The 12,642-nt window shown below is 64.3% G+C and carries 11 protein-coding genes; 6 read left to right on the top strand and 5 right to left on the bottom strand.

From position 1 onward, the window contains the following. Positions 1-48 precede the first annotated feature (48 nt). Both AC1D05_RS17000 and AC1D05_RS16995 read left to right on the top strand, forming a co-directional pair. On the top strand, positions 49-825 hold the full coding sequence (locus tag AC1D05_RS17000; protein ID WP_477442260.1) for an ABC transporter substrate-binding protein: 777 nt from the start codon (positions 49-51) through the stop codon (positions 823-825). Between the two features lie 180 nt (positions 826-1,005). Next, entirely contained in the window at positions 1,006-2,136 is a 1,131-nt protein-coding gene (locus tag AC1D05_RS16995; RefSeq protein WP_477442259.1) for an aminomethyl transferase family protein, read from the top strand. Between the two features lie 280 nt (positions 2,137-2,416). Here AC1D05_RS16995 and AC1D05_RS16990 read toward each other — a convergent pair whose 3' ends face one another. The 5 genes from AC1D05_RS16990 to AC1D05_RS16970 form a co-directional block, all read right to left on the bottom strand. Continuing rightward, positions 2,417-3,073 carry a methionine ABC transporter permease gene (locus AC1D05_RS16990; RefSeq protein WP_477442257.1) on the bottom strand — a complete coding sequence of 219 codons (657 nt, stop codon included), beginning with the start codon at positions 3,071-3,073 and terminating at the stop codon, positions 2,417-2,419. Next, a complete protein-coding gene (locus AC1D05_RS16985) occupies positions 3,054-4,151 on the bottom strand; it encodes a methionine ABC transporter ATP-binding protein (RefSeq protein WP_477442255.1) in 1,098 nt (365 codons plus the stop codon). The genes AC1D05_RS16990 and AC1D05_RS16985 overlap by 20 nt, the downstream gene beginning before the upstream one ends. Positions 4,152-4,241: 90 nt before the next feature. Further along, positions 4,242-5,096, bottom strand: coding sequence for a MetQ/NlpA family lipoprotein (locus AC1D05_RS16980; RefSeq protein WP_477442254.1), 855 nt, complete (start codon positions 5,094-5,096; stop codon positions 4,242-4,244). 253 nt (positions 5,097-5,349) lie between these two features. Next, entirely contained in the window at positions 5,350-6,837 is a 1,488-nt protein-coding gene (locus tag AC1D05_RS16975) for an aldehyde dehydrogenase (protein WP_477442252.1), read from the bottom strand. Positions 6,838-6,910: 73 nt separating this feature from the next. Beyond that, a complete protein-coding gene (locus AC1D05_RS16970) occupies positions 6,911-8,359 on the bottom strand; it encodes an APC family permease (protein ID WP_477442250.1) in 1,449 nt (482 codons plus the stop codon). Between the two features lie 170 nt (positions 8,360-8,529). Between AC1D05_RS16970 and AC1D05_RS16965 the strand changes: the two genes are divergently transcribed. The 4 genes from AC1D05_RS16965 to AC1D05_RS16950 are packed head-to-tail and all read left to right on the top strand — an operon-like array spanning position 8,530 to position 12,616. Beyond that, positions 8,530-9,300 carry an IclR family transcriptional regulator gene (locus tag AC1D05_RS16965; protein ID WP_477442248.1) on the top strand — a complete coding sequence of 257 codons (771 nt, stop codon included), beginning with the start codon at positions 8,530-8,532 and terminating at the stop codon, positions 9,298-9,300. After that, positions 9,300-10,580 (top strand): Tm-1-like ATP-binding domain-containing protein, encoded by a 1,281-nt coding sequence (locus tag AC1D05_RS16960; RefSeq protein ID WP_477442247.1) that lies wholly within the window; start codon positions 9,300-9,302, stop codon positions 10,578-10,580. Before AC1D05_RS16965 ends, AC1D05_RS16960 begins: the two co-directional genes overlap by 1 nt. After that, on the top strand, positions 10,577-11,245 hold the full coding sequence (locus tag AC1D05_RS16955) for an HAD-IA family hydrolase (protein ID WP_477442245.1): 669 nt from the start codon (positions 10,577-10,579) through the stop codon (positions 11,243-11,245). The genes AC1D05_RS16960 and AC1D05_RS16955 overlap by 4 nt, the downstream gene beginning before the upstream one ends. Positions 11,246-11,266: 21 nt before the next feature. After that, positions 11,267-12,616: an aminotransferase class III-fold pyridoxal phosphate-dependent enzyme gene (locus AC1D05_RS16950; protein WP_477442243.1), complete on the top strand. Its 1,350-nt coding sequence runs from the start codon at positions 11,267-11,269 to the stop codon at positions 12,614-12,616. Positions 12,617-12,642 lie beyond the last annotated feature (26 nt).

The raw sequence follows: 12,642 nt of genomic DNA, 5'->3' as shown, positions 1-12,642 counted from the left end.
GCGCGCATGGAAGACCGTAGACTTCTGCAGTCAACGGGGATCTGGAACATGCGTCTTTTCGGTCGTTTCGTGCTTGCCGCTTCCGTCGCTCTTACGCTCGCCACCGGTGCAGCTTCCGCCCAGGACAAGAAGCTCAGGATCGGTACCGAGGGCGCCTATCCGCCCTTCAACTACGCCAGTGCCGACGGCACGCTGGGCGGCTTCGACATCGATCTCGGCAAGGCGCTGTGCGCAGAGATGAAGGCCGAATGCGAATTCATCGTGCAGGATTTCGACGGCTCTATCCCGGCCCTGCAGGCCGGCAAGTTCGATGCCATCATCAACATCACCATCACGCCGGAACGGGCGGAGAAGGTCGAGTTCACCCACAAATACTACCAGACGCCGCCGGCCATCGCCGTGCCGAAGGATTCCACCATCACCGGCACCTCGCCGGACGATCTGAAAGGCAAGGCGCTCGGCGTGCAGACCGCGACCATCCACCAGAAATTCGCCGAGCAGAAATATTCGGGCTCGACCGTCAAGGCCTACCCGACCGGTGACGACGCCCGCACCGACATGGCCAATGGCCGCCTCGATGCGATGATGGACGGCTCGATCATCCTGACCGAATGGCTGAAGAAGCCCGACGGCGCCTGCTGCAAGCTGCTCGGCACGCTGACCGCCGATCCGGCCATTCATGGCCCCGGCGTCGGCATCGCGCTGCAGAAGGGCGACAAGGAACTGGCCGACAAGTTCAACGCGGCCATAGACGCGCTGCGCGCCAACGGAAAATACAAGGAAATCAACGACAAGTATTTTGCCTTCGACGTCTACGGCAACTGAGACCGTTTGGAAACTCTACTCTGGCGGCCATCTGAAGGCGTTTTCTGCGCTTCCCCGTTCTACTGCGTTCGCAGTAGAACTGAGCTCATGGACCTCAATGTCCGCTGCGCTCCGGTTCTCGAAACCACCATCATATGACTCGCCAGAGCAAATTTCGAAACGGTCTCTGGACCGCAATGAATGATGGAGACCTTCTTGGCTGAGCGGCGTTCCCCCTTCTACAGCAGCATTGTCGGGCTGGGCGCGACCATGGGTCGTGTCGGCGGCGATTTCATCTCGGCCAAATATTACTCCGGCATTGCCGACGAGCACCTGAACACCCGGAAAAATGTCGGCGTGCAGGATCTCAGCACCATGGGCAAGATGGACATCAAGGGGCCGGACGCCGAGGCGCTGGTCAACCACGTCATCGTCAACGATGCCGCGGCGATGAGACCGGGCCAGGTCCGCTATTCCACCATCTGCCGCGAGGATGGCGGCATCATGGACGACCTCACCGTGTTCCGCCTGGGGCCGGAGCATTTCATGCTGGTCACCGGCTCGGTCAACCGCCTGAAGATGCTGCCCTGGCTGCAGCATCATGCGCAGGGCCGCAAGGCTTATGTCACCGACATTACCGCGGCCGTCGCCTTCCCGACCATCCAGGGCCCGCGCTCACGCGAATTGTTGAAGGCGATGATCGGCGATGCCGATCTCGACGGTTTGAAGCGCTGGGCGTTCACCTCAGGCCATGTCGACGGGACGCGAGTGCTAATCTCGCGCACAGGCGTGACCGGCGAGCTCGGCTTCGAACTCTTCGTGCCGGCCGACGAGGCAGCCACCGTCTGGGACGCACTGATGCGGGCCGGCAAGGATTTTGGCCTGAAACCCTATGGCGTGCTGGCGATGTTCACGCTCGGCCTCGAAAAGGCCTATCCGGCGCATGGCATCGACATGGACGAGGCCCGCACGCCGTTCCATGTCGGCCTCGACCGCTGGATCAAGTTCGACAAGGGCGATTTCATCGGCCGCGAAGCCCTGCTGAAGGTCCGCGACAAGGGCCTTGATGAACGCTGGACCGGCCTGATCCTCGACGGCGACAGACCGGCAGCGACGGATGCAAGGGTGATGGCCGACGGCGAGGGCGCCGGCATCGTCACCTACAGCGACCACGGCTATTCCCTCGGCAAGGTGCTGGCGACAGCGCATCTGCGGCTGCCTTTCACGGCTGTCGGCACCGAACTGAGCATCGATATCGACGGCAAGCCGACGCGTGCGGTCGTGGCACCGATGCCGTTCTTCGATCCCGAGGGGGTGAGGTTGAAAGCTTAGCCAGGCTGGCATCGATAACCGATGCCTCGGTGATTAGCGAAAACGCCCCCGCTTCGTCATCCACGGGCGAAGCAAGGAGCGTAGCGACGCAGCGCAGACCCGAGGATCCATGCCGGGACTCCAACGCGTCACCACGGTGCAGAATTCTGCTCCGCTGCGCACGTCACCCAGCGTCGCGGCATGGATCCTCGGGTCTCCGCGACGCCGCTTTGCGGCTGCTGCGCCCGTGGATGACGAAGTTGAGGGATGCCCGTCTAACCTCAAATGTTCAGCCGGCTCATCATCCCCGACGATCCAACCTCGCCACCAGACGATCCCCCACCCACTGGATGCCGCAGACCAGGACAATCAGCACAGTCACCACGGCGACCATCACCGAGGTCTCGAACCGCTGGTAGCCATAGCGGATGGCGAGGTCGCCCAAGCCGCCTGCGCCGATGGCGCCGGCCATGGCCGAGGCGCCGATCAGCGTCACCAGGGTCACTGTGAAGCCGGCGACGATGCCGGGCAGGGCCTCCGGCACCAGCACCTCGCGGATGATCGTCCAGCGGTTGCCGCCCATGGCGCGTGCCGCCTCGATCAGGCCGTGGTCGACCTCGCGCAGCGACACTTCGGCGATGCGCGCATAATAGGGCGTGGCGGCGATCGACAGCGGCACGATGGCCGCCCAGGTGCCGATCGAGGTGCCGACGATCAGCCGCGTCAGCGGGATCAGCGCCACCAGCAGGATGATGAACGGCACCGAACGGAAGCCGTTGATGATTGCGCCAAGCACGCGGTTGACCCACAGGCTTTCCGCAATGCCGCCGCGTTCGGTCGCGATCAAGGCCAGCCCGAGCGGCAGGCCGAAGACCAGCGAGATCAGGCCGGAGGCGGCCGTCATCAGCACCGTCTCCCAGATCGACCGCAACAAAAGCTCAAACAGGATTGGCGACATGGCCAAGCACCTCCACCCGCGCCTGGCGGGCCTTCAGGAATGTGATGATGTCAGCGAGATGGCTTGCATCGCTGCCGGGGACAGAGAGAAACAGCGTGCCGACGGGCTGCTGCTGGATATGGTCGATGCCGCCATGGACGAGACGGAAGGCGCCCGGAACAGCCACGGCAAGGTCGGACAGCAACGGTCCACGCGCGGCCTCGCCAGCCACATCGATGCGCAGGATCGTCTCGGCGCCGGAAGCCGGCAGCAGCCGCGCTGACAGTTCCGCCGGCAGTTGTGGTCGGATGGCGCCGAGCAGGCTTTTGGTGATGTCCGACTGCGGGTCGGCAAACACCGACCAGACCGGCCCTTGCTCGACGATCCGCCCGGCGTCGATCACCGCCACGCGGTCGGCGATCGAGCGGATCACCTCCATCTCATGGGTGATCAAAAGGATGGTCAGGCCAAGCTGCCGGTTGATATCCTTGAGCAGCGCCAGAATGGAGCGGGTCGTCTCCGGGTCGAGCGCCGAGGTCGCTTCATCAGACAACAGCAACGCCGGTCGCGCGGCCAGCGCCCGGGCAATGCCGACGCGCTGCTTCTGGCCACCCGACAGAGATGCCGGATAGGCTTTTGCCTTCTCCGACAGCCCGACAAGCTCAAGCAGCTCTGCCGCGCGTGCCAGCCGCTCGGCCTTCGGGCGGCCCTCGATCTTCAGCGGCAGCGCCACATTGTCCTCGACGGTCTTGGCCGACAGCAGGTTGAAGTGCTGGAAGATCATGCCGATGCGCCGCCGCAGCGGCTGCAGGTCGCGCTCGCCGAGCCGGCTGATCTCGCGACCCTCGATGAAGACCTCGCCGGAATCGGGTCGCTCCAGCCCGTTCAGGCAGCGGATCAGTGTCGATTTGCCGGCGCCGCTGCGGCCGATAATACCGAGGATCTCGCCCTTGCGCACCGTCAGCGAGATGCCGTCGATCGCCGGCGTGGCCCCAAAGCGGCGCTTCAGATCGACAAGGCGCACCACGTCCTGCGGTGTGTCGGGCCGGGCGTGGGTCGGATCGGCGATCTCCTGGGATGCCGTTATATGCTGGTTCATGCGGTTCCCTGTTCTCGCCATCCGAAAAGGCAATTGCGGCCCGCGCTCAGGCGCGGACCGCATTTGCTCTCGAACTGGACGTCCGGCAGATCAATAGGCGCTGAGGCCGGTGCCCTTGTAGACCTTGTCGAACTCGGCCTTCACCGCGTCGTTCTGGTAGGAAGCCACCAGCGTCTTCACCCAGGCCTCGTTCTCATTGCCGACTTTCACGGCGATGAAGTTGCGGTAGGGGTTGTCGGCGATCGGTTCCTGCGCGATGCGGTTGTCCGGCGTCAGGCCGCCCTTCAGCGCCCAGTCGGTGTTGACCACGGCGGCGTCGAGATCCTCGACCGAGCGGCCGACGATGCCGGCGTCGAGTTCCTTGATCTCGACCTTCTTGGGGTTCTCCGAAATGTCGGCGGTGGTGGCCAGAATGCCGGTGCCGTCCTTCAGCTTGATCACGCCCTCATTCTGCAGCACGCGCAGCGCCCGGCCTTCATTGGACGGGTCGTTCGGCACGCCGATGACCGCGCCCGCGGGCAGGTCGGCGACCGCCTTGTACTTCTTGGAATAGAGGCCGATCGGCCAGACGCCGGTGTAGCCGACACGCACGATGTGATAGCCCTGCGTCTTGATCTGGTTGTCGAGATAGGGCTGGTGCTGGAAGGCGTTGGCGTCGATCTCGCCGCGCTCCAGCGCTTCATTAGGCTGGGTGTAGTCGTTGAACACCACGGTCTCGATGGTCAGGCCCTTTTCAGCCGCCTGGGCGACGACAACACGCCAGACATCCTCGTCCTCGCCGCTGATGATGCCGACCTTGATCGCCTTCTTGTCCTCGGCGAGCGACGCATGCGGCGCCATCAGGCTGCCGATCGCCACAGCCGATGCGAACAGCAGAGCAAGGCCACTGCGCCGGTTGAGGGTTGACCAAAGGGAAGATGGCAAAGTGTTCTTGAAGTCCGGCATGGTTTGATCTCTGCGGTTGTGAAGTCGTGGCAGCAAGGCGGGTTGCCTAGGCTTGGTCACATCGTCAGAAATTCTATCGATTTTATCAAAGAACGTGTTTCGCCTTTATCCCCGATGCCGGGAATATTCTCTCAAAAATTTCAGGACATGGAGCACAAGACGGTGCTGACGGACCACAGCGACGCCGCGCGCGATCCTGTACGCCTTGGATGGGAAGATCAGATTCGGCAGGAGCCCGATATCGCCACGGGTCTCAAAGCGCGATCCAGGCGGTTTTCAGCTCCAGATATTTCTCCAGCGCGTGCAGCGACTTGTCGCGGCCGAAGCCTGACTGCTTGACGCCGCCGAGCGGCACGGTGATGTCGGCGCCGCCATAGGTGTTGACGTGGACGACGCCTGCATTGATGGCGCGCACCATGCGGTGCGCGGTGGAGAGGTTTGATGTCCACACCGCCGAAGCGAGCCCGTAGACGGTCGAATTGGCAAGCCGCACCGCTTCCTCCTCGGTGTCGAAGCGCATGACGCCGAGCACCGGCCCGAACACCTCCTCGCGGGCAAGCTGCATGTCCTGCGTGACGTTCTCGAAGATCGTCGGCGCCATGTAGCTGCCGCCGGTCTCGGCCAGGATCCGTTCGCCACCGGTGACCAGCCTTGCGCCTTCTTCCGTGGCCTTGGCGACGAAGCCGAGATTCTTGTCCAACTGTTCGGCGCTCGATACGGCGCCGACATCGCTCAAGAGATCCAGCGGATCGCCGACCTTCAGCCGCGTGGTCGCCGAGACAAGCTCCTCCATGAAGCGGTCATAGACCGAGGACTGAACGAGCAGGCGCGAGCCAGCGACGCAGACCTGGCCGGAATTGCGGAAGATTCCATTGGCCGAGACGACTGCGGCCTGCTTCAGGTCAGGCGCATCGGCAAAGACGATGTTGGGCGACTTGCCGCCGAGCTCGAGGAAGACGCGCTTCAAATTGGAACGCGCGGAATAGTCGAGCAGCCGGCGGCCGACTGGCCCCGAGCCGGTGAAGGCGATGGCGTCGACATCCATATGCAGGCCGAGCGCTTCGCCGGTGACGGAGCCGCGGCCGGTGACGACGTTGAGCACGCCGGCGGGCAGGCCGGCCTCGGCAGCCAGTTCCGCCAGCCGCAGCAGCGTCAGCGAGGCGATCTCCGGCGGCTTGACCACCACGCAATTGCCGGCGGCAAGTGCGGGTGCGATCTTCCAGGCGCCGATCATCAGCGGGAAATTCCACGGCACGATGACGCCGACGACACCGAGCGGCTCCTTGTGGATCAGCCCCAGCACGTTGTCGGCCGTCGGCGCGACCTCGCCATAGACCTTGTCGATCGCCTCGGCGTAGTAGCGGATGGTGCCGGCGGCCGACAGCGGCTCGGCTTTGTAGGCCATGCCGATCTCGGTGCCGTTGTCGCGCACGCCGAGCACGGCCAGTTCGTCGACATGTTTTTCCACCAGCTCGGCGAGCCTGGTCAGCACCTTCTTGCGGAAGGCGGGTGCGGCGCGCGACCACGAGCCCTTTTCGAACGCCTTGCGTGCCGATTTCACCGCACGGTCGATATCGGCGGCATTGCCGTCGGCGATGCTGGCGAAGGCACGGCCGTCGATCGGCGAAATGACAGGCAATGTCGCGCCGGTCATTCCCGCCGACTGGGCGCCATCGATGAACAGGCCGCGCGCGCCGATCTCTATGTTGCGCAGGGTGTTGACGGCATTCTGGCTGATCATAATACGTCTCACTTGGAGGTAAATGCATTGCAGGGCGGCGTGTTGCGCCGCCCTTCGTCTGTCTCGATGCCGCTCAATCCCTCAGCGGCACACCGAGGTTTTCGAAGGCGACCGGGTCGCGGCTCCTCAAGGCGCCGGCCAGCAGCAGGCCGATCACCGCGGCGATCAGCACCAGGCCCGGCAGGAACACACCAAGGAAGCCGCCGGCCCCGGACAGGCTGCCGAAATTGATGACGATCAGGTAGATGATGACGACGAAGGCAATGAAGGTCAGTCCCGGCAGGATGGTGGTCTTCAGCACGTTCTCTTGGCTGGACGGATTGGCACGGAAGTACATCACCACCGCGAGCGAGGCGACCGCCATCATGACGATGACGCCGAGCGTCGCGACATTGGTCAGCCACGAAAACAGCGCCAGCACCGGGTCGAGGCCGAGCACGGCGAACAGGCCGACGACGACAGCCGCCAGCACGCTCTGGATCACCGAGGCGACATGCGGGCTCTGATGCGCCGAATGCGTCACGCCGATCGACTGCGGCAAAAGCTTCTCGCGGCCCGAGACGTAGATGTAGCGGGCAACCGCATTGTGGAAGGCCAGCACGCCGGCAAAGAGGCTCGACACGAACAGGATGCTCATCGCATGCGTCAGCAGCGTTCCGGCATAACGGTCGGACAGGCCGAACAGGAAGGTCGTCGGATCCTGCAGGCCTTGCAGCGCCGGCAGCAATTTGTCGACGCCGGCGCCGACCGCCATCAGCCATGCGGTCACCATGTAGAAGACGCCGATCAGGATGACGGAGAAATAGGTGGCGCGCGGAATGGTGACCTTGGGGTCGCGGGCTTCCTCGGCGTAGATCGTCGTCGCCTCGAAGCCGATGAAGGCGGCAAAGCAGAACAGGATGGCGATCGCCGGCGCGCCCGATGTGATCTGGCTCCAGCTGAACGGAGCGGCCGACAGGCCGCTGTCGCCGCCGGTCTTGAGGATCGTCAGGTCGAGGATCAGCACCACGGCGTATTCGCAGAGAACCAGCACCGTCAGGATCTTGGCCGACAAATCGACCTGCCGGTAACCGAGCACGGCGACGATGGCGATGGCGATGAAACTCCACACCCACCAGGGCAGGTTCATGCCCCAGCCGGCAAACAGCCCGGAGGTCGCGGCACCGAGCAAGCCCATGACGCCGATCTGCATGGCATTGTAGGACAGGATGGCGATCAGCGCCGTGGCGCCGCCGGCGAGACCGCCGAGCCCGCGCGCCGCATAGGCATAGAAGGCGCCGGCATTGCCGACATGCCGCGACATGGCGACATAGCCGACCGCGAACAGGAGCAGCAGCACCGTCACGATCAGATAGGTGCCGGCAAAGCCGGCGCCATTGCCCATCAGCATGCCGAGCGGCGTGCCGCCGGCGACCGCCGTGAGCGGGGCCGCCGCCGAGATCACCATGAAGGTGATGGCGCCGACGCCAAGACTGTTCTTGCGCAGCCTGTTGGCCGGCGCCTGTTCCGAAACTGCTGTCATTGGTCCCTCCTGTTCGCGAACACCGGGTTCGCTGGCCTGCTGGCCTGTCCCATACGCTCTGGATGCGGTTCATTATTTGAACCCTTATTTTGAATATAGACTTGCAAACAATGCAGCTTCCTGTCAAGTTAATTCACACGTTAAATGATTGCCCGATCCAGGAGGATGCGTTGGGTACGGTCGGCAAGGCGATTTCACTTCTGGAGCTGTTCAGCGTGGCCGAGCCCGAGCTCGGGCTGACCGAACTGGCGCGCCGCTCGGGCTTCGACAAGGCGACGACGCGACGGCTGCTCGTGGCCCTGACCGGCCATGGTTTCGTCGAGCAGGACGCCGGCACGCGGCACTACCGGCTCGGCGCCGGCCTGTCGCGGCTGGCGCGCATCCGCGAGGCGCGCTTTCCCTTCCTGCAGACCGCGGTGCCGCTGGTGCGGGACCTGGCTGGCACAACGGCCGAGACCGTGCATCTGTCGGAATTCGGCACCGACAGGCTGGTCACCGTCCATGTCGAACATCCCACCTGGGCAAACCGCGTCAACATCGACATCGGCCAGCTTCTGCCCCTGCATTCGACCGCGTCGGGCATCGCCTATCTGGCTTTCGCCAGGGATGAGGCCGTCAAGGCATGCCTGGCGGGTCCTCTCGAAGCCTTCACGGCGCATACGCTGATCGAGCCGGCCGCCATCTCGCGCTCCATGGCCGAGGCGCGCGAGCGCGGCTATTCGATCTGTGATCAGGGTCTCGAGGAAGGCGTCATATCAGTCGCGGCGGCGATCCTGGCGGCGGACGGTTTTGCGCTCGGCACCATCGCGGTGGCGGCGCCCAAGGCGAGAACAGCGACGGCCGACATCGTCGAACGAGGACTTGCGGTCATGGCCACGGCACGGGAGATTTCGATGCGCCTCAATGGCGACAATTTGCAAACCCTGAGGAGGCAGGCCTGATGTCTGCACAGACAACGCCCCGCATCCTGGTCATCGGCACCGGCGACACCAAGGCCGACGAGCTGCTGTTCATGAAAGCCTGCATCGAGGCATCGGGCGGCAGTGCCGTGATGATGGATGTCAGCGTTCTCGGCAATCCGCCCTACAGCCCCGATCACGACAAGCATGCCGTGGCGCGGGCCGTCGACGTGACCATCGAGGAGATCGTCGCCAGCGGCGACGAGAACACCGCCATGACGCTGATGGCCGGCGGGGCCGTGCAACTGGTGCGCCAACTCCATCAGCGTGGCGAGATCGACGCCTTCATCGCCATAGGCGGTTCGATGGGCACCGATTTGGCGCTCGACGTGGCGCTTTCCCTGCCGCTCGGCGTGCCGAAATTCGTCGTCTCCACCATTGCCTATTCGCACCTCATCCCGCCCGAGCGGGTCGCGCCGGACCTGATGATGATCCTCTGGGCTGGCGGGCTCTACGGCCTCAACTCGATCTGCAAGCTGGTTTTGTCGCAGGCCTGCGGCGCGGTGGTTGGCGCGGCCAGGATCGTGCTGGAGAGCCGCGCCTCGGCGCCGGCACTCGGCCCGACGATCGGCATGACGTCGCTCGGCAGCAGCTGCCTGCGCTACATGAAGACGCTGAAGCCGGCATTGGAACGGCGCGGCTATGATGTCGCGGTCTTCCACACCACCGGAATGGGCGGCCGCGCCTTCGAATCGATCGCCGGCCAGGACCATTTCTGCGCCGTGTTCGACTTCAGCCTGCAGGAAATCACCAACCACCTGGCCGGCTCCGTCGTCAGCTCCGGCGCCGACCGGCTGGAAAATGCCGGCGCCCGCGGCATCCCGCAGATTGCGGCGCCCGGCGCGGTCGACATGGTCGACCTGCCGACCTGGCAGGATTTGCCGGCTAAATTCTCCGAACGCCCTTTTCACGCCCATAACAGGCTGATCGCCTCGGTCACCGTCGATGCCGATGACCGCCGCGAGGTCGCCAGGACCATCGCCGCCAAGCTCGGCGCCTCGAAAGGGCGCTCCGCCTTCATCCTGCCGTCCCAGGGCATCCAGGAATGGGACACGCAGGGCGAGCCGCTCTATGAGCCGGAAGCGCTCGCCGCCTTCGTCGATGAGATGCGCAAGGCGATCCCTGCTGAGGTCGAGTTCCACGAGATCGACGCCCACATCAACAGCGACGATTTTGTCGGCAAGGCGCTAGAAATCTTCGACCGCTGGGTCGAGGAAGGCATCATTCCGCGTGGCATGCCGGCCAAGGGAGTGGCCGCGTGAGCGCTGTTCCTGCCCAGGCGCTGGTCCTCGATTTCGGCGGCGTCGTCACCCGCACGCTGTTCGAGACCCATGCCTTGACCGAACAGGCGCTCGGCTTGAAGCCCGGCACACTGCAATGGCGTGGGCCGTTCGACCCGGACAGCGACCCGCTGTGGCGTTCGATGCAGGCCGACGAGATCAGCGAACGCGACTATTGGCGCACCCGCACGAAAGAAGTCGGACGTCTCGTCGGCGAGGACTGGCAAGCGATGGAGACCTTTGTCCAGCGCGCCCGTGGCGCCGAGCCGGAAAAGGTGGTGCGGCCGGAAGCCGACCACGCCATTCGTGCCGTCCATGCGGCCGGCTTTCGCCTAGCGATCCTGTCCAACGAACTCGACCTGTTCTACGGCGTCGACTTTCGCCGAAAACTGCCGCTGCTCGGCCTGTTCGACGTGATTGTCGACGCCACCCACACCGGCATCCTCAAGCCCGACCCGCGCGCCTATGGCTTCGTCACCGAAGCGCTTGATCTGCCTGCCGGTGCCTGCGTGTTCGTCGACGACCAGCAGCGCAATGTCGATGGCGGCCGTGCCGCCGGCATGCGCACCGTCCATTTCGACGTCGCTCGGCCGGCACAGTCCTATGCCGAAGCCCTTGCCCATTTCGACCTCGTTCCAGTTGCCTGAGACCATTTGCGGAGCCTTGTCATGCGCGACATCAATTTCCTCACCGAGACCAACGCCAAGCCGATCTGGCACCCGATGGCGCATCCGGCCGAGATGCGGGCCAATCCGCCGAAGGTGATCATGAAGGGCGAGGGCGTCATGGTCACCGACATCGACGGCAACACCGTGCTCGATGCCGTCGGCGGTCTGTGGAACGTCAATCTCGGCTACAGCTGCGACCCGATCAAGAAGGCCGTCGCCGACCAGCTCGGCGCGCTGCCTTACTATTCCGGCTTTCGCGGCACCTCGACCGGACCGTCGATCGAGCTCGCCTACGAACTCGCGGAATGGTTCGCGCCGGAAGGCATGGTGCGGACCTTCTTCACCTCGGGCGGCTCGGATTCGGTCGAGACCGCGCTGCGGCTGGCGAGGCAATATTGGAAGATCCGTAGCCAGGGCGACCGGACAAAATTCCTGGCGCTCAAGAAAGGCTATCACGGCACCCATTTCGGCGGCGCCTCGGTCAATGGCAACGCCAATTTCCGCCGCAACTACGAGCCGCTGCTGCCCGGCGTCTTCCACATTCCGGCACCCTGGACCTTCCGCAACCCGTTCGACGAGACCGATCCGGCACGGCTGGCCAAACTGTGTGCCAAGGCGCTGGAGGACGAAATCGCCTTCCAGGGCGGCGACACCATCGCTGCTTTCATCATGGAGCCGGTGCTCGGTGCCGGTGGCGTCATCGTTCCGCATGAGAGCTTCATGCCGCTGGTGCGCGAGATCTGCGACCGCCACGAAATCCTGCTGATCGCCGACGAGGTCGTCACCGGCTTTGGCCGCACCGGCGCCTGGTCCGGTTCCAGGCTGACTGAAGTAAAGCCGGACTTCATGACCATCGCCAAGGCGATCACCTCTGGCTATTTCCCACTCGGCGCAACCTTGATCGGCGCCAAGGTTGCCGATGTATTCGAAGCCGACAAGACCAGTTTTGGCGCCATCGGCCATGGCTATACCTATTCCGGTCACCCGGTCGGCTGCGCCGCGGGACTGGCAGCACTTGCCGAAACCAAACGGCTTCGCTTGAACGAGAACGCGGCCGTACGCGGTGTCGAACTGGCGGCCGTGCTGGAGGGGCTGAAGGCCAGGCACGCCATCGTTGGCGATGTCCGTTACAAGGGCCTGATGGCGGCGGTCGAGCTGGTCTCGGATCGCGCGACGAAAAAACCCGCCGACAAGAAGACCATGGCCGTGGTTTCGGAGGCTGCCTACCAAGCCGGCGTCATGCTGCGTGTGTCCGGCAACACCATCATCCTGTCACCCCCGCTGATCATCAGCGCCGCCGACGTCGCGAAGATCGGTGAGGCGATCGGCGTTGGCCTGTCGAAGGTCTGATGGGCCGGCGGATAGAACAGAGTTTG

This window comes from Mesorhizobium sp. P2_E9, from assembly GCF_056403815.1.
This window is presented reverse-complemented; position numbering and strand designations above follow the sequence as displayed.

What these genes read in the sequence shown, in the direction of transcription:
- AC1D05_RS16995 (WP_477442259.1), top strand. Translation starts at nt 1,006, where the DNA reads ATGATGGAGACCTTCTTGGCTGAGCGGCGTTCCCCCTTCTACAGCAGC.
- AC1D05_RS16980 (WP_477442254.1), bottom strand. Translation starts at nt 5,096, where the DNA reads ATGCCGGACTTCAAGAACACTTTGCCATCTTCCCTTTGGTCAACCCTC.
- AC1D05_RS16950 (WP_477442243.1), top strand. Translation starts at nt 11,267, where the DNA reads ATGCGCGACATCAATTTCCTCACCGAGACCAACGCCAAGCCGATCTGG.
- AC1D05_RS16985 (WP_477442255.1), bottom strand. Translation starts at nt 4,151, where the DNA reads ATGAACCAGCATATAACGGCATCCCAGGAGATCGCCGATCCGACCCAC.
- AC1D05_RS16990 (WP_477442257.1), bottom strand. Translation starts at nt 3,073, where the DNA reads ATGTCGCCAATCCTGTTTGAGCTTTTGTTGCGGTCGATCTGGGAGACG.
- AC1D05_RS16975 (WP_477442252.1), bottom strand. Translation starts at nt 6,837, where the DNA reads ATGATCAGCCAGAATGCCGTCAACACCCTGCGCAACATAGAGATCGGC.
- AC1D05_RS16960 (WP_477442247.1), top strand. Translation starts at nt 9,300, where the DNA reads ATGTCTGCACAGACAACGCCCCGCATCCTGGTCATCGGCACCGGCGAC.
- AC1D05_RS16970 (WP_477442250.1), bottom strand. Translation starts at nt 8,359, where the DNA reads ATGACAGCAGTTTCGGAACAGGCGCCGGCCAACAGGCTGCGCAAGAAC.
- AC1D05_RS17000 (WP_477442260.1), top strand. Translation starts at nt 49, where the DNA reads ATGCGTCTTTTCGGTCGTTTCGTGCTTGCCGCTTCCGTCGCTCTTACG.